Source organism: Variovorax sp. VRV01, assembly GCF_014852545.1.
GTDB lineage: Bacteria > Pseudomonadota > Gammaproteobacteria > Burkholderiales > Burkholderiaceae_C > Variovorax > Variovorax beijingensis_A.
Window position 1 is genome coordinate 420,090 of record NZ_JACVBS010000001.1, and the last position, 16,861, is coordinate 436,950.

General features: G+C 67.7%; 17 protein-coding genes. 10 read left to right on the forward strand and 7 right to left on the reverse strand.

The features are described 5' to 3' along the window. The first annotated feature begins 83 nt into the window (after positions 1–83). From IB278_RS02040 to flgL, 10 genes are all read left to right on the forward strand, one after another. Positions 84–755, forward strand: coding sequence for a flagellar basal body L-ring protein FlgH (locus IB278_RS02040; RefSeq protein WP_145740487.1), 672 nt, complete (start codon positions 84–86; stop codon positions 753–755). A gap of 116 nt (positions 756–871) precedes the next feature. Continuing rightward, positions 872–1,987 carry a flagellar basal body P-ring protein FlgI gene (locus IB278_RS02045; RefSeq protein WP_145740489.1) on the forward strand — a complete coding sequence of 372 codons (1,116 nt, stop codon included), beginning with the start codon at positions 872–874 and terminating at the stop codon, positions 1,985–1,987. Positions 1,988–1,995: 8 nt separating this feature from the next. Next, complete coding sequence (gene flgJ / locus IB278_RS02050; protein ID WP_192322497.1) at positions 1,996–2,967, forward strand: flagellar assembly peptidoglycan hydrolase FlgJ; 972 nt, start codon at positions 1,996–1,998, stop codon at positions 2,965–2,967. 10 nt (positions 2,968–2,977) lie between these two features. Beyond that, on the forward strand, positions 2,978–3,484 hold the full coding sequence (locus IB278_RS02055; protein WP_145740493.1) for a chemotaxis protein CheW: 507 nt from the start codon (positions 2,978–2,980) through the stop codon (positions 3,482–3,484). 24 nt (positions 3,485–3,508) lie between these two features. Then, positions 3,509–5,185 (forward strand): methyl-accepting chemotaxis protein, encoded by a 1,677-nt coding sequence (locus tag IB278_RS02060; protein WP_192322498.1) that lies wholly within the window; start codon positions 3,509–3,511, stop codon positions 5,183–5,185. An 86-nt stretch (positions 5,186–5,271) separates the two neighbouring features. After that, positions 5,272–6,972, forward strand: a complete 1,701-nt coding sequence (locus tag IB278_RS02065) for a methyl-accepting chemotaxis protein (protein ID WP_192322499.1) — start codon at positions 5,272–5,274, stop codon at positions 6,970–6,972. Between the two features lie 20 nt (positions 6,973–6,992). Beyond that, positions 6,993–7,508, forward strand: a complete 516-nt coding sequence (locus IB278_RS02070) for a chemotaxis protein CheW (protein ID WP_145747820.1) — start codon at positions 6,993–6,995, stop codon at positions 7,506–7,508. A 104-nt stretch (positions 7,509–7,612) separates the two neighbouring features. Continuing rightward, entirely contained in the window at positions 7,613–9,160 is a 1,548-nt protein-coding gene (locus IB278_RS02075; RefSeq protein ID WP_192322500.1) for a methyl-accepting chemotaxis protein, read from the forward strand. Between the two features lie 125 nt (positions 9,161–9,285). Further along, on the forward strand, positions 9,286–11,244 hold the full coding sequence (gene flgK / locus IB278_RS02080) for a flagellar hook-associated protein FlgK (protein WP_145745721.1): 1,959 nt from the start codon (positions 9,286–9,288) through the stop codon (positions 11,242–11,244). Positions 11,245–11,280: 36 nt separating this feature from the next. Continuing rightward, the gene (flgL, locus tag IB278_RS02085) at positions 11,281–12,489 is read left to right on the forward strand and encodes a flagellar hook-associated protein FlgL (RefSeq protein WP_192322501.1); all 1,209 of its coding nucleotides are present in this window, start codon (positions 11,281–11,283) and stop codon (positions 12,487–12,489) included. 18 nt (positions 12,490–12,507) lie between these two features. On the opposite strand, the gene fliR is transcribed toward flgL, so the two are convergent. Genes fliR through fliL form a run of 7 tightly spaced genes read right to left on the reverse strand, consistent with a single transcriptional unit; the run spans position 12,508 to position 16,808 of the window. Beyond that, a complete protein-coding gene (gene fliR, locus IB278_RS02090; protein WP_192322502.1) occupies positions 12,508–13,302 on the reverse strand; it encodes a flagellar biosynthetic protein FliR in 795 nt (264 codons plus the stop codon). Between the two features lie 12 nt (positions 13,303–13,314). Next, positions 13,315–13,584: a flagellar biosynthesis protein FliQ gene (gene fliQ, locus IB278_RS02095; protein ID WP_015866953.1), complete on the reverse strand. Its 270-nt coding sequence runs from the start codon at positions 13,582–13,584 to the stop codon at positions 13,315–13,317. A gap of 9 nt (positions 13,585–13,593) precedes the next feature. Beyond that, complete coding sequence (gene fliP, locus IB278_RS02100; protein ID WP_145745718.1) at positions 13,594–14,355, reverse strand: flagellar type III secretion system pore protein FliP; 762 nt, start codon at positions 14,353–14,355, stop codon at positions 13,594–13,596. After that, positions 14,352–14,837: a flagellar biosynthetic protein FliO gene (fliO, locus tag IB278_RS02105; protein ID WP_192322503.1), complete on the reverse strand. Its 486-nt coding sequence runs from the start codon at positions 14,835–14,837 to the stop codon at positions 14,352–14,354. The genes fliP and fliO overlap by 4 nt, the downstream gene beginning before the upstream one ends. Next, positions 14,834–15,295 carry a flagellar motor switch protein FliN gene (fliN, locus tag IB278_RS02110; RefSeq protein ID WP_192322504.1) on the reverse strand — a complete coding sequence of 154 codons (462 nt, stop codon included), beginning with the start codon at positions 15,293–15,295 and terminating at the stop codon, positions 14,834–14,836. The genes fliO and fliN overlap by 4 nt, the downstream gene beginning before the upstream one ends. Beyond that, positions 15,288–16,289, reverse strand: coding sequence for a flagellar motor switch protein FliM (gene fliM, locus IB278_RS02115; protein WP_124956755.1), 1,002 nt, complete (start codon positions 16,287–16,289; stop codon positions 15,288–15,290). The genes fliN and fliM overlap by 8 nt, the downstream gene beginning before the upstream one ends. 21 nt (positions 16,290–16,310) lie before the next feature. Further along, positions 16,311–16,808, reverse strand: a complete 498-nt coding sequence (gene fliL / locus IB278_RS02120; RefSeq protein WP_145745716.1) for a flagellar basal body-associated protein FliL — start codon at positions 16,806–16,808, stop codon at positions 16,311–16,313. Positions 16,809–16,861 lie beyond the last annotated feature (53 nt).

Consider the following 16,861-nt stretch of genomic DNA (forward strand, 5'->3'; position numbering starts at 1 on the left):
GCGCGCTTCGTGTCGCTGCGCCAACCCCCTCGCCGGGGGCGACACCGGCGGCCCGGCAGAGCCGGTTCCGCGGTGTCCCTGGAATGGGCCGCGGGCTGTGGATGGTGTTGGGGGCGTTGGCGGCAGCGGGATGTGCGCAGGTTCCGCGCGAGCCGCTGGTGCACCAGCCGATGACGGCGCGGGCGGACAACATGGCTTCGATGCCGCGGCGCGCCAACGGGGCGATCTTCCAGGACGGTCCCGGCGGCAGCGCGCTGTTCGAGGACCGCAGGCCGCGCAACGTGGGCGACATCCTGACCATCGTCATCAGCGAGCGGGTCAATGCGAGCAAGAACTCGGGCGCCTCGGCAAGCCGCACGGGCAGCATGGCTGCCGATTTCGCCGGCATTCCGAAGCTGCTGGGCTCGCTGCTCGACGGGCAGGACGCCAAGCTGTCGGGCGGCAACAAGCTCGATGCCAAGGGCGGTGCCAACGCCAACAACACCTTCAACGGCGTGATCACGGTCACGGTGGTGGACGTGATGCGCAACGGCAACCTGCTGGTCAGCGGCGAGAAGCAGATGGGCATCAACCAGGGCACCGAATACATCCGGTTCTCGGGTGTGGTCAACCCGCGCACGGTCTCGGGAACCAACACCGTGCCTTCGACGCTGGTGGCCGATGCGCGCATCGAATACACGGCCAAGGGCTACATCGACGAGGCCCAGCACATGGGCTGGATGCAGCGCTTCTTCCTCAACGTCATGCCGTTCTGATGACTCACCCCCAGTCTTCGCGCACTTCGTGTCGCTACGCCAACCCCCTCGCCGGGGGCGACGCCAGCGGCCCGGCAAAGCCGGTTCTGCGGCGTCCCGCGAAAGGGAATACCACCATGAATTTTTTCCGCAATGTGCGTTCGTTGATCGGCTTCGCGGCGCTGTGCGCCATCACCCTGTGTTCGCCGGCGCAGGCCGAGCGGCTGAAGGAACTCGCGAGCATCCAGGGCGTGCGCGACAACCCGCTGATCGGCTATGGCCTGATGGTCGGGCTCGACGGCACGGGCGACCAGACGATGCAGACGCCGTTCACCACGCAGAGCCTCAACAACATGCTGCAGCAGCTGGGCATCACGATTCCGCAGGGCGTGAACATGCAGCTCAAGAACGTGGCGGCGGTGATGGTCACGGCCACGCTGCCCTCGTTCGCGCGGCCGGGCCAGAACATCGACGTGACGGTGTCCTCGATGGGCAATGCCAAGAGCCTGCGCGGCGGCACGCTGCTGATGACGCCGCTCAAGGGGGTCGATGGGCAGGTGTATGCGATCGCGCAGGGCAACATGGTGGTTGGCGGCGCGGGCGCGTCGGCCAACGGCAGCAAGGCACAGGTCAACCAGCTTGGCTCGGGCCGCATTCCGGCCGGCGCGCTGGTGGAGCGCAGCGTCGAGGCACCGGTGGGCGGCGACAGCACGTTCACGCTCGAACTCAACCGCTCCGATTTCGGCACGGTGCAGCAGGCGGTCGACGCCATCAACCGGCAGTTCGGCGCGGGCACGGCGCAGGCACTCGACGCCCGCGTGATCCAGGTGCAGGCGCCCGCGGCGCAGCAGCGCGTGGGCTTTCTCGCGCGGCTCGAAAGCCTGGAGGTCACGCCGACGCAGGCGGTCGCGCGCGTGGTGGTCAATGCGCGCACCGGCTCCGTGGTCATGAACCAGGCCGTGCGTGTGAACGACTGCGCGGTGGCGCACGGCAACCTCTCGGTGGTCATCAACACCGAGCCCGTGGTGAGCCAGCCCAATGCGTTTTCCGGCGGCTCCACCGTGGTCGGGCAGACCTCGCAGATCTCGATCAACCAGGGCGGCGGCGCGCTGCAGATGGTGCGCGGCGGCGCCTCGCTGGCCGACGTGATCAAGGGCCTCAACAGCCTGGGCGCCAATCCACAGGACCTGGTGTCGATCCTGCAGGCCATGAAATCCGCCGGCGCGCTGCGTGCCGAGCTCGAGATCATCTGAGCACCGCCATGGCCATCACCGAAAGCAGAAGCGGCGCGCTGGACCAGCGCCTTGCACTCGACGTGCAGGGCGTCGATGCCTTGCGCTACACCGTGCGCAGCTCGCCCGAAGAGGGCCTGAAGCAGGTGTCGCGGCAGTTCGAGGCGCTGTTCATGAACATGGTGCTCAAGAGCATGCGCGAGGCCACGCCTTCGAGCGGGCTGCTCGAGAACCGCGACCAGAAGATCTACATGTCGATGCTCGACCAGCAGCTCGCGCAGAACCTCTCGGGGCGCGGCGTGGGCCTGGCCGAAGCCATGCTCGCGCAACTCAGCCGCGCGGCGCCCTCGGGCGAAGCAGACGGCAGCGGCAGCGAAGGCATCTCGCTCGCGCCTCGCGCCGGGATTCCTCTCACGCCGCAGTCGGGCATTCCGCTCGGCTCGTCGCCCTTGCAGTCCGCGCCGCCCCGGCCAGCGGCCGCATCGGTGGACCTGGGCATCTACCAGCGCAACAGCGACCGCTCGGCCGCGGGCGCCGTGGCCTCGCTGCAGGGCAGCGTCGACAGCTTCGTGCAGCGCATGGGTGGCTCCGCGCAGGTGGCGAGCGAGGCCAGCGGCGTGCCGGCGCCGCTGATCCTGGCGCAGGCCGCGCTCGAATCGGGCTGGGGCAAGCGCGAGATCCGCGCCGACGACGGCACCCAGAGCTTCAACCTGTTCGGCATCAAGGCCGACCGCGGCTGGAAGGGTCCGGTGGTGGAGACCACCACGACCGAATACGTGGACGGCGAACCGCAGCGCGTGCGCGCGAAGTTCAGGGCCTACGCGTCCTACGACGAGGCCTTCACCGACTACGCCCGGTTCATCACGCGCAATCCGCGCTACGCCAACGTGCTGGCCGCCGACACGCCCGCCGAGGCTGCGCACGGCCTGCAGAAGGCCGGCTACGCCACCGATCCGCAGTACGGGCAGAAGCTCGTTCGCATCATGCAGAAGTTCAGCTGAAGGAATTTATATGGCAGAGATCCTGACCCCCCCACCACATCGCGGCGCCGCGGCGCCTGCCACCTCGAGCCGGCTGGAGGTGGTGACCTTCACGCTGGGCCAGGAGGAATACGGCATCGACATCCAGAAGGTGCAGGAGCTGCGCGGCTACGACGCGGTGACGCGCATTGCGAATGCGCCGGAATACATCAAGGGCGTGGTGAACCTGCGCGGGATCATCGTTCCGATCATCGACATGCGCATCAAGTTCAGGCTGGGCACGCCGAGCTATGACCAGTTCACGGTGGTGATCGTGCTGAACATCGCAGGGCGGGTGGTGGGCATGGTGGTGGACAGCGTGTCGGACGTGATCACCTTGAGCGCGGAGCAGATCAAGCCGGCGCCGGAGATGGGCTCGGTGCTGGACACCGACTACCTGATCGGGCTGGGCACGCTGGACGAGCGGATGCTGATCCTGGTGGACATCGACCGGCTGATGTCCAGCGACGAAATGGGCCTGGTCGAAAAGATCGTCTGACATGACGCGCGAGGAGCAACCGGCATGAAGAACCTCAAGATCGGCACGCGCCTGGGCATCGGCTTTGCGCTGGTGCTGGCGCTCATGGCCTGCATCGCGGGCATCGGCGTGTTCCGCCTGCAGGGGGTGGGCGACGCGGTGCAGGAGATGGTGCAGCGCTCGCTCGTGAAGGAGCGCCTGGCCGCCCACTGGCTGCTGAACACCAGCAGCAACAGCGTGCGCACCTTTGCATTGGTCAAGAGCAACGATGCGGAAGTCCAGGAGTATCTGCAGAAGCAGATGAGCAAGACCAGCGCGGGCATCTCCGAGACGCAGGCCAGGCTCGAGGCCATGCTGGATTCGCCCGAGGAGCAGGCGATCAGTGCCGACATCAAGGAAAAGCGCAGCCAGTACGTGGGCCTGCGCAACGCCATCCTCAAGCTCAAGGCCGAAGGCAGGCAGGCCGAGGCGGCAGCGCTCACCAACGACAAGCTGGTGCCGATGCTCGAGGTCTACGACGCGAGCATCCGCGGCATGCTGACGCACCAGGCCGAGCGGATCGACAGGGCCGCCGACGCCGTGGACAGCCTGAACCGCGCGGGCCGCATGAACGTGATCGTGCTGGCCGTGGCCGCGCTGCTGCTCGGCGCCGTGCTGGCATGGCTGCTGACCCGCAGCATCACGCGTCCGTTGACCGAGGCCGTGCGCGTGGCGCAGACCGTGGCGGACGGCGATCTCACCAGCCGCATCGAATCGTCGTCCCGCGACGAGACGGGCCAGCTGATGCTGGCATTGAAGAACATGAACGCGAGCCTGGCCACCGTGGTGAGCGGCGTGCGCCAGGGCACTGATGCGATTGCGACGGCCTCGGGCGAGATTGCCGCGGGCAACCAGGACCTGTCCTCGCGCACCGAGGAGCAGGCCAGCTCGCTGGAGCAGACGGCCGCCTCGATGGAAGAGCTCACGAGCACCGTGAAGCAGAACGCCGACAACGCGCGCCAGGCCAACCAGCTCGCGCTCTCGGCTTCCGAAGTGGCGGTCAAGGGCGGGAATGTCGTGGGCCAGGTGGTGGACACCATGGCCTCGATCAATGCCTCCTCGAAGAAGATCGTCGACATCATCGGCGTGATCGACGGCATCGCGTTCCAGACCAACATCCTGGCGCTGAACGCAGCCGTCGAAGCGGCACGCGCAGGTGAACAGGGCAGAGGCTTCGCGGTCGTCGCTTCCGAAGTGCGCAACCTCGCGCAGCGCTCGGGCGCAGCGGCCAAGGAAATCAAGGGCCTGATCGACGACTCGGTGGGCAAGGTGGACATGGGCAGTGCGCTGGTGGACGAAGCCGGCAAGACCATGGCCGAGATCGTGGGCAGCGTGAAGCGCGTGACCGACATCATCGGGGAGATCACGGCGGCGAGCCAGGAGCAGAGCACGGGCATCGAACAGGTGAACCAGGCGATCGCGCAGATGGACCAGGTGACGCAGCAGAACGCGGCGCTGGTGGAAGAAGCGGCCGCGGCGGCGCAGTCGATGCAGGAGCAGGCCGCGAGCCTGGTCGAGTCGGTCAGCGTGTTCAGGCTGGATGGAACACAGGCCGCTCGTCCCGAGATCGCATTCGCCGCGCCGAAGGCCCTGCGCCCGGCGCCGGCCAGGAAGAGCGAGGCTGCCGCAGTCCCGCAGCTGGCCACGGCCGGCACGGCGAATGGCGATTGGACGGAATTTTGAGCTGAAGGCCTCAAGTTTTGCGCGCGGATGCCGATAGACCTGTGGACAGAGCACCGCACAAAAGACATCCACCCAAGGAAGAGACCATGTTCAACCGCTTGAATCCGCGCGCCCTCAGCATCGGGCAGAAGCTCGGGCTGCTCACGGCCAGCGCCATCGTGGGCGTGGCGGCGCTGACGGCCCTTTTCCTGATGTCGGAGCGCAAGCTCATCCTGGAAGAGCGGCAGGCCAGCGTGCGCCAGGTGGTGGAAAGCGCGCATGGCCTGCTGGTTCATTACCACGCGCTCGCCGCCAAGGGCACGCTGACCGAACCGCAGGCGAAGGAGCAGGCGATGCAGGCAATCCGCGGCCTGCGCTACAGCGGCAGCGAGTATTTCTGGATCAACGACATGCAGCCGCGCATGCTGATGCACCCGATCAGCCCGGCGCTCGAGAACAAGGATCTGTCCTCCAACAAGGATGCCACCGGCAAGCAGCTGTTCGTCGCGTTCGTCGACACCGTCAAGGCCGACGGTGCGGGCTTCGTTAACTACCTCTGGGCCAAGCCGGGCAGCGACAAGCCGGTGCCCAAGGTCTCCTACGTGAAGGGCTTCGAGCCCTGGGGCTGGATCATCGGCTCCGGCGTCTACGTGGACACGGTGCAGGCCACGATCATGAGCCGGGCCATCGGCCTGTCGATCAGCGCGCTGGTGCTGGCCGCAGCACTCTTCGCGCTCGGCTGGGCGATTTCGCGCGGCCTGCTGAAGCAACTCGGCGGCGAACCGATGGTCACGGCCGGCATCGCGCACCGTATCGCAGAGGGCGACCTGGCGGTCCGCATCGACCTGAAGCGCGGCGACCAGGCGAGCCTGCTGCATGCGGTCCAGGCCATGCGCGACAGCCTGGCCAAGGTGGTGGGCGAAGTGCGCCACGGCACCGATGCGATCGCGACGGCCTCGGGGCAGATCGCCGCGGGCAACCAGGACCTGTCTTCGCGCACCGAGGAACAGGCGAGTTCTCTGGAGCAGACGGCCGCCTCGATGGAAGAACTCACGAGCACCGTCAAGCAGAACGCCGACAACGCGCGCCAGGCCAACCAGCTGGCCGTCTCCGCTTCCGAAGTGGCGGTGCGCGGCGGCGGCGTGGTGAGCCAGGTGGTGGACACCATGGGCTCCATCAACAGCTCGTCCAAGAAGATCGTCGACATCATCGGCGTGATCGACGGCATCGCGTTCCAGACCAACATCCTGGCCCTGAACGCGGCCGTCGAAGCGGCAAGAGCCGGCGAGCAAGGCCGCGGCTTCGCAGTCGTCGCTTCCGAGGTGAGAAACCTCGCGCAACGCTCCGGCGCAGCCGCCAAGGAAATCAAGGGCCTGATCGACGACTCGGTGGACAAGGTCGAGGCCGGCAGCCGCCAGGTGGCCGAGGCGGGGCGCACGATGGACGAGATCGTGGACAGCGTGAAGCGCGTGACCGACATCATGGGCGAGATCACGGCCGCGAGCCAGGAGCAGAGCACCGGCATCGAACAGGTGAACCAGGCGATTGCGCAGATGGACCAGGTGACGCAGCAGAACGCGGCGCTGGTGGAAGAAGCGGCCGCCGCGGCGCAGTCGATGCAGGAGCAGGCCGCGAGCCTGGTGGCGTCGGTCAGCGTGTTCCGGCTCGAGGCCGGCAGCGCCGCTGCCACGCCCCAGGCTTCCGAGAAGTCCCGGCGCCTCGTGCCGGGCAAGAAGACCCACGAAGCACCCGCGTCACCGCAGCTGGCCATGGCCGGCGCAGCCGGTGGCGGGTGGCCAGAGTTCTAGCCAACAGCGACAGATATCCGATGAGCACTACAACATCCCAACAGACCGCCGACAGCCGCAACACCGCCCCGTCGCGGGCCGGCCGCCCCCTGGAATTCCTTTCCTTCACGCTGGGCCAGGAGGAATACGGCATCGACATCCAGAAGGTGCAGGAGCTGCGCGGCTACGACGCGGTGACGCGCATTGCGAATGCGCCGGAATACATCAAGGGCGTGGTGAACCTGCGCGGGATCATCGTTCCGATCATCGACATGCGCATCAAGTTCAGGCTGGGCACGCCGAGCTACGACCAGTTCACGGTGGTGATCGTGCTGAACATCGCAGGGCGCGTGGTGGGCATGGTGGTGGACAGCGTGTCGGACGTGATCACCCTGAGCGCGGAGCAGATCAAGCCGGCGCCGGAGATGGGCTCGGTGCTGGACACCGACTACCTGATCGGGCTGGGCACGCTGGACGAGCGGATGCTGATCCTGGTGGACATCGACCGGCTGATGTCCAGCGACGAAATGGGCCTGGTCGAAAAGATCGCTGCCTGAGGCCGCCGCGGCCCGAGAGAAATCGGCCGGCGCGCACAACCTTTTCCTGCGGCAAGTGCGCGCGTTGCGTGCTTGCCCTTTCCTGATCTTCTGGAGTGACGAGCATGTTTCTGAGCAATATTTCCATCGGCAAGCGGCTGGCCGTCGTGATCGGCGTCATCCTCGCCCTGTCTCTCACGAGCAGCGTGCTTGCCGTGCTGAAGCTGCGGCAGCTCGGCGAGGAAATCAATGCGATGGTCGAGAAGAACATCAAGACCGAGCGTGCGGGCGCCGACTGGCTGCGCAACACCAACTCGGGCATACAGCGCGCCGCAGCCATTGCCAAGAGCAGCGATGCGAGCCTGATCGCCTACTTCGCGCCGGCCACGGCCCTCTCCATCAAGGAGACCAACGATCTGCAGAAGTTCATCGAGGAACAGATGGACACGCCTGAAAAGAAGGCGGTGTACGACAAGGTCGGCGAGCTGCGCAAGGCGTACCTCGCGGCCCGCGAGGAGGTCAGCAAGGCCAAGCTGGCGGGCGACATGGAAGGCGCCAACCGGATCTTCAACGAACGCTTCGAGCCCACCTCGCGCAGCTATCTCGCGGGTGTGCAGCAGATGGTGGACACGGAGCGGGCGCTGCTCGACGCCGCGGCCGAACGCAGCAAGGAGACGCGCGCCAGCACCAGCCTGATGCTGGTCGTCTTCGGCGCGCTGTCGCTGGGCCTGGGCCTGGTGCTCGCCTGGCTGCTGGTGCGCAGCATCACCCATCCGCTGCGCCGCGCTGTCGAGGTGGCCGAAGCGGTGGCCGCCGGCGACCTGACCAGCCGCATTGAAGTGACGACGAAGGACGAGACCGGCCAGTTGATGCACGCGCTCAAGGGCATGAACGGCAGCCTGGCCAAGGTGGTGGGCGAAGTGCGCCACGGCACCGATGCGATCGCGACGGCCTCGGGGCAGATCGCCGCAGGCAACCAGGACCTGTCGTCGCGCACCGAGGAGCAGGCCAGCTCGCTGGAGCAGACGGCCGCCTCGATGGAAGAACTCACGAGCACCGTGAAGCAGAACGCCGACAACGCGCGCCAGGCCAACCAGCTGGCCGTCTCCGCTTCCGAAGTGGCGGTGCGCGGCGGCGGCGTGGTGAGCCAGGTGGTGGACACCATGGGCTCCATCAACAGCTCGTCCAAGAAGATCGTCGACATCATCGGCGTGATCGACGGCATCGCCTTCCAGACCAACATCCTGGCCTTGAATGCGGCGGTGGAAGCTGCAAGAGCGGGTGAACAAGGCCGCGGCTTCGCAGTCGTCGCTTCCGAGGTGAGAAACCTCGCGCAGCGCTCGGGCGCAGCCGCCAAGGAAATCAAGGGCCTGATCGACGACTCGGTGGACAAGGTCGAGGCCGGCAGCCGCCAGGTGGCCGAGGCGGGGCGCACGATGGACGAGATCGTGGACAGCGTGAAACGCGTGACCGACATCATGGGCGAGATCACGGCCGCGAGCCAGGAGCAGAGCACCGGCATCGAACAGGTGAACCAGGCGATTGCGCAGATGGACCAGGTGACGCAGCAGAACGCGGCGCTGGTGGAAGAAGCGGCCGCCGCGGCGCAGTCGATGCAGGAGCAGGCCGCGAGCCTGGTCGAGTCGGTCAGCGTGTTCCGGCGCGCCGCGTGAAAGCGCAACCAGCCGAAATGTTCCAGCGGGCACTTCATTTTCCGCGCCGCCTGCCGATAGACAGGAAGCAGGTATCGCAAGCGATGCCCGGTGCCAACAAGAAAACGTTCTACAGGTAAAGCCTCATGTCGATGTTCCAAACGGGCCTGTCCGGCCTGAGCGTCGCGCGATCCGCGCTCATGACCACGGCCCACAACACGGCCAATGTGTACACGGCCGGCTACAGCCGGCAGACGGCGCTGGTCTCGTCCAACGGCGGCACGACGACCGGTGCGGGTTTCATCGGGAATGGCGCGCGCGTCACCACGGTGCAGCGCAGCTACGACGGCTATCTCACGGCCCAGCTCAACGGCGCCGAAGCCGCGGGCGCCGCGCTCGCGAGCTACGGATCGCAGATCAACCGCATCGACTCGCTGCTGGCCGACAAGACCGCGGGCCTCACGCCGCTGATGCAGAGCTTCTTCGCCAGCGTGCAGGGCGTGGCCAACACGCCGGCCGACCCGGCGGCGCGCCAGCAGCTCATCAGCGCGGCGCAGACGCTGGCCAACAAGTTCCGCGCCACCGACCAGTACCTCACCGACCTGAACGGTTCGGTCAACGACCAGATCGAAGGCAGCACCGCGCAGATCAACACCTATGCCAAGCAGATCGCGAGCCTGAACCAGCAGATCAGCCAGCTCAGCGCGATGGCCGGCGGCCAGCCGCCCAACGACCTGATGGACCAGCGCGACCAGCTGGTGAGCGAGCTCGGCAAGATCGTGGGCGTGAAGGTTCTGGAGCAGGACAGCGGCCAGTACAACGTCTTCATCGGCAACGGCCAGACGCTGGTGCTGGGCGACCGGGCCGCGCAGCTGCAGGCGGTTTCGTCCGCCGCCGACCCGACGCGCAAGGCAGTGGCGCTGGTCGGCCTCACGGGCACGGTGTCCGAGCTCAACGACGACGTGATCAGCGGCGGTTCGCTGGGCGGCCTGCTGGCCTTCCGCGCCGAGACGCTCACCACCACGCAGAACGCCGTCGGCCGCCTCGCGATGGCGCTGGGCAGCGAGTTCAACGAGCAGCACAAGCTGGGCGTCGACCTGAACGGCGTGCTGGGCACCGACTTCTTCTCGCAGGCCGTGCCGGGCGTGTTCTCCAATGCGCGCAATGCGGGCGACATGGTGCTCGGCGCCAGCGTGAGCGACACCTCGCAGCTCACGACCAGCGACTATTCGGTGCAGGTGAAGGACGTGGCGGGCACGCTCACCTACAGCGTCACGCGGCTGTCGGACAAGCAGCCGATGGGCGACTTCACCACCTTTCCCGCCAGCTTCGACGGCGTGAGCCTCGCAGTGGCCAGCGGTACCGCGCAGGCCGGCGATTCCTTCCTGGTGCAGCCGACGCGCAGCGGCGCGCGCGACATGGACGTGCTGGTGCGCGACACGGCCAAGGTGGCCGCCGCATCGCCGCTGGCCACGGGCAAGGCGGTGGGCAACAAGGGCACCGGCGCGCTGAGCCCCGCCGTGGTCGACGCGGGCTACCTGGCCACGCCGCTGGCCGCGACGGTCACGCTCGCCTACGACGCCGCGGCCAACGCGCTGTCGGGCTTTCCGGCCACCTCCCCCGTGACGGTGACGCTGGCCGATGGCACATCGACCAACTATGCGGCCGGCACGGCCGTGCCCTACACCGCGGGCGCCTCCATCCGCTTCGACGGCATCGAGGTCAAGCTCAGCGGCGCGCCCGCCGATGGCGACACCTTCACCATCGGCAAGAACGCGGGCGGCGTATCCGACGGCAGCAATGCATTGCTGCTTGGCGCGCTGCAGCGCAAGACCGCGATGGACGGCGGCACATCCACCTTCAACGGTGCCTTCGCCAAGCTGGTGAGCGAGGTGGGCAACCGCGCCATGGAAATCCGCGTGGCAGAGAAGACGCAGGAAAGCGTGACGGGCCAGATCCGTGCGAGCCGCGACTCGATCTCGGGCGTGAACCAGGACGAGGAAACCGCCAACCTGCTGATGTACCAGCAGATGTACCAGGCCAATGCCAAGGTGATCCAGACCGCATCGACCATGTTCGACGCGATCCTGGGCATCCGCGGCTGAGCTGGCCGCCTTTAGAAAAGAACCTACGGAGCCGCGATGCGCATCAGCACCCAATCCTTCTACGCCCAGAGCATGAGCTCGCTGGGTTCGCAGCAGCAGCAGCTGTTCCGCATCCAGCAGCAGCTCGCCGCGGGCACCAAGTTCCTGACGGCTGCCGACGATCCGGTGGCCGCCGCGCGTGCGCTGGGCGTGAGCCAGTCGATGGCGGAGTCGGCGCAGTACGCCACCAGCCGCAGCCGCGCGATGCTCTCGCTCTCGCAGGAAGAGACCGCGCTGAAGTCGGCCACCTCGATCATGCAGAACATGAAGACGCTCGCGGTGCAGGCCGGCAACGGCACGCTGTCGGACGCCGACCGCGCCTCGCTGGCCACCACGCTGCAGGGCAACCTGGACCAGCTGGTGAACGTGGCCAATGCCGACGACGGCAACGGCCAGTTCCTGTTCGCCGGCTTCAAGAGCGCGAGCCAGCCCTTCGTGGCGGGGGCCGGCGGCATCCAGTACATGGGCGACCAGGGCCAGCGCCTGATGCAGATAGACGTGTCGCGCCAGATGTCGACCACGGACGACGGACGCAGCGTGTTCAAGTCGGTGCAGGGCGGCGCGGGCTACGTGAGCTCGGCGGGTGCCGGCAACACCGGCTCCGGCGTCTTCGGCGCCGTGGGCGTGACCGATGCGAGCGCGGCCAACTACGGCAAGGACTTCGTGATCAGCTTCAGCGGCGGCAACTACACGGTGGCCACGCAGGACACGCCGCCCGTGGTGGCCGCATCGGGCGCCTACGTGCCGGGCGCCGCGATCTCGTTCGGCGGCCTGCAGATCACCATGAGCGGCGCGCCGGCCGACGGCGACACCTTCCAGGTGGCCACGGCGCGCAATGCCGGCACCGACGTGTTCGCCGCCATCGGCGAGCTGGTCACTGCGCTCAGGCAGCCGCTGGCCGGCAACGGCGACGCGGCGAAGGCCGATCTGCTCAACGCGCTGAGCACCTTCAACGTCAAGATCACCAATGCGCACGACAACGTGCTCACGGTCATGTCGTCGGTCGGCTCGCGCATGAACGAGCTCGACGCGCTCAACACCAGCGGCGCCTCGCGCGACCTGATCGACAAGGGCTACCTCTCGGAGCTGGTGGACCTGGACCCGGCCAGCGCCATCTCGGAATTCCTGCAGCGCCAGACCTCGCTCCAGGCCACCCAGCAGACCTTCGCGCGGCTGCACAGCATTGCGCTGTTCAACTACCTGTGAATGCGAGCGGCGTGCGGCTCAGGGCCGCAGCGCCTGCATCAGCTGGGGCAGCGAAGACAGCGCGGCGGCAAAGCGCGGCTCCATGAAGGCGCCGAGCTGCGGCATCAGCAGCTGCAGCATGCCGATGCCCGCCAGCAGCGTGAGCGGAAAGCCGACCGCAAAGATGCTGAACTGCGGCGAAGCCCGGTTCAGGATGCCCATCGCAAGGTTGAGCGTGAGCAGCGCGGTCACCAGCGGCAGCGCCAGCATCAGCCCGTTGGCAAAGATCCGTCCGCCGCCGGACACCAGCAGCATCCAGCCCTGCGCGGCCAGCGGCGCATCGGCGATCGGCAGCGTGTGGAAGCTCTCGGCCAGCGCCGCGAGCATCAGCAGGTGGCCGTCCACCGCCAGGAAGAGAAGAATGGCCAGCATGTGCATGAGCCGCGCAACCACCATGGTGGCGCCGCCGGCCATGGGATCGAAGAAGGACGCGAAGGACAGGCCCATCTGCAGGCCGATGTACTCGCCCGCGGCCAGCACGGCCGCGAACACCATGCGCATCGCGAAGCCGATGGCACCGCCGATGAGCACCTGCTGCACGATGATCCACACGCCGCCCGCGGAGACCACCGGCACCGCGGGCATGGGACCGAGCGTGGGCGCAATGGCCACCGCCAGCAGCGCGGCAACAGCCACCTTGGTCTGGCGCGCGACGCCGGGCTCGCCGAACACCGGTGCGGTGCTCACCAGCGCCAGCATGCGCACGAAGGGCCACAGGAAGGCCGTCAGCCAGGCGGTCAGCTCCGCCGAGGTGACGGAGAAGATGGCGGGCATGTCAGCGCGCGCTCAGGCGACCAGCTGCGGGATGCTCGAGAACAGCGTGCGGATGTAGTCGAGCATCTGCGCCAGCATCCAGGGGCCGGCAAGCACCAGCACCGCGAACACCGCCAGCAGCTTGGGAATGAAGGACAGCGTGGCTTCGTTGATCTGCGTCGCAGCCTGGAAGATGCTGATGACCAGGCCCACCACGAGCGCCACCAGCAGCATCGGCGCGCCCAGCAGCAGCGAGACGTGGATGGCCTGGCTGCCCAGGGACATGACGGATTCGGGAGTCATTGCGCGCCTCTAAAGATAAAAGCTCTCGGCCAGTGCGCCGATCAGCAGCTGCCAGCCGTCGGCCATGACGAACAGCATCAGCTTGAAGGGCAGCGCGATGGAGGCGGGCGGCACCATCATCATGCCCATCGACATCAGCACGCTGGCCACCACCAGGTCGATGATCAGGAACGGAATGAAGATCGTGAAGCCGATCTGGAACGCGGTCTTCAGCTCGCTGATCACGAAGGAGGGCAGCAGGATGCGCAGCGGCACTTCCTCGGGGCCCTGCATGTCGGGGATCTTCGCGAGCCTGGCGAACAGGGCCAGGTCGTTCTCGCGGGTCTGCTTCAGCATGAAGGACTTGAAGGGCGCAATGCCCTTCTCGAGCGCCTTCTCGGCCGTGATCCTGTTTTCGGAGAAGGGCTTGTAGGCCTCGTCGTGGACCTTGTCGAACACCGGCGCCATCACGAAGAAGGTGAGGAACAGCGACAGGCCCACCAGGATCTGGTTGGGCGGCGACGACTGCGTGCCGATGGCCGTGCGCAGCAGGCCCAGCACGATGAGGATGCGCGTGAAGCTCGTCATGCTCAGCAGCAGCGCCGGCAGGAAGCTGAGCGAGGTCAGCATCACCAGCGTCTGCACGCTGAGCGACCAGGTCTGGCTGCCGCCCGGGCCGGGCGTGCTGGTGAGGCCGGGCAGGCCCTGCGTCCAAGCCGCCGTCGGCAGCGCCAGGGCGAGCAGCATCAGCGCGAAGCCGGCAAGGCTTCGCTGGCGGGCGGTGCGCATCATGGGTGGGGCCGCTGCGCAAGGCCGAGCGAGTCGCGCAGCTTCTGGGCGAACAGGCCCGCCGCGCCGGCCAGGCGGGCGTCGGGCATTGCGCGTGCAGGGGCCGCCGCGGGCAGCGCCTGCGCCGGCAGCGAATGCAGCGCATTGACCCGGCCGGCCGCAACGCCCAGCACCAGCCAGGTGCCGCCGACCTCGACCACGACCACGCGCTCGCGCTGGCCGACCATGGTGCTGGAGATCACCTTCACCGATTGGCCGCCGCCCAGGCGCTGCAGGCCGAAGCGGCGCGCGGCCCAGGCGCACAGGAAGATCAGGGCCAGCACCGCGAACATGCCGAAGCCGGCCTGCAGCAGGCTGGAGGCGCCGACGGCCGGCGCCGCCTCGGCGGGCGAGGGCACGGTCGGCAGCGCCGCGTGGGCTGCGAGGCATGCGGCAGCCGCAATCGATGCGGCAGCCTGCGGCAGCCGCCTGGCAAGGAGATTCATGACCGCCCGAGCTTCTGCATGCGCTCGGAGGGCGTGACGATGTCGGTCAGGCGGATGCCGTACTTCTCGTTGACCACCACCACCTCGCCCTGCGCGATCAGGTAGCCGTTGATCAGCACGTCCAGCGGCTGGCCGGCCAGGCCGTCGAGTTCGACCACCGAGCCCTGCGAGAGCTGCAGCAGGCTCTTGATGGTGATGCGGGTGCGGCCGAGCTCGGCCGTGAGCTGCACCGGCACGTCGAGGATGCGCTCCACGTCCACGGGCGAGCCGGCGCCGGTCGCCATGGCCTGCAGCGGCTGGAACACGCGGCTGCCGGCGGGCGCGGCGGCCGGTGCGGGAGCGATCGCCGGCGGGGCGGCGGGAGCGAAGGCGGGAGGGGGCGCGGAGGCCGCGGTCTGTTCGGCCAGCGCGCTGGCCCAGTCGTCCGCATCGCTGGTGGATGGGGTGTTGTCAGTCATGGTCGTTCTTCGGATCGCTGTCTTGGTGGGAGATCATCTGCAGCACGCGCAGGGCATAGCGTTCGTTCGACACCCCGTAGCCGCATTCCATGACCGGAATGCCGTCCACGCGCGCGGTGATCGAGGAAGGGAGCTCGATGGGCAGCACGTCGCCCACCTGCAGTTTGAGCACCTCGCCGATGGTCGAGGGCAGCGTGATGAATTCGGCGCTGAGCTCCACGTCGGCGCTCTGCATCTGCTGCGACATCTGGCGCACCCAGCGCTTGTCGACCTCGATCTCGTCCTGCACCGGGTTGGACAGCAGGTCGCGGATCGGCTCGATCATCGAATAGGGAATGCACACGTGCAGGAAGCCGCCCACCGGGCCGAACTCGATCTGCAGCGTGGTGTTGATCACCACTTCGTTGGGCGCGACGATGTTGGCGAGCTTGCCGTGCATCTCGGCGCGCACGTAGTCGAAGCTCAGCGGGAACACCGGCTGCCAGGCGTCGGCATAGCACTGCAGCGTGAGGTTCAGGAGCCGCTTGATGATGCGCTGCTCGGTGCGCGTGAAGTCGCGCCCCTCGACGCGCACGTGGTAGCGCCCGTCGCTGCCGAACAGGTTGTCGACCACCAGGAACACCAGCTTCGGATCGAACACGAACAGCGCCGTGCCGCGCAGCGGCTTCATGTGCAGCATGTTGATGTTGGCCGGCACCGGCAGGTGGCGCACGAATTCGCCGTACTGCTGGATGTGCACCGGCCCGACCGAGATGTCGGGGCTGCGCCGCATGAAGTTCAGCAGCGAGCTGCGCAGGTGGCGGGCAAAGCGCTCGTTGATGACCTCCAGCGTGTGCATGCGGCTGCGCACCACGCGGTCGGGCGCGCCCAGGTCGTACACCGGCAGGCCGTCCGTGCGGGCGGCGGCGCCGTCGCTCTGCTCGGGCGCGCCGCCGGTGACGCCCTGCAGCAGCGCGTCGACCTCGTCCTGGGAGAGCACTTGTTCATAGGCCATGGATCGGCGGTCCGGAAAGGGTTACTGCACCACGAAGGTGTTGAAGGACACGCTGGCGATCTCCTGCGGCGGCAGGCCTGCGCCCAGCGGGCGGCTCAGCTCGGCGCGGATCTCCTCGGCCAGACGGGCCTTGTCGGCGGTCGTCACCAGCGATTCGGGCGGGCGGTTCGACAGCAGCAACAGCACCCGGCTGCGGATCTCGGGCATGAATTCGACGATGCGCGCCTTGGCCTGTTCGTCGCGCACCTTGAGGGCGATGCCCACGTGCAGGAAGCGGCCGCGGCCTTCGGACTGCACGTTGACAGTCAGCGGCTCGAGGGTCACGAAGATCGGCTTCTCAGGCACGGGTGCAGCGGCTGCGGCGGGTTCGGCCGCGGCGCGCTGGCGCAGCAGGAAATAGCCGCCGGCGGCGGCCAGCGCGCCGGCCAGCACGACGATCAGGAGCACGATCCACAGCCTGGACGAACGTGCGGGGGAAGGGGGAACGGGAGCGAGTGCGACAGGAGGACTGGTAGCCATATGGGTGCTGCGAAGCGAATCGGTTTCGGACTATTCTTTGCCAGGTGGCTGGC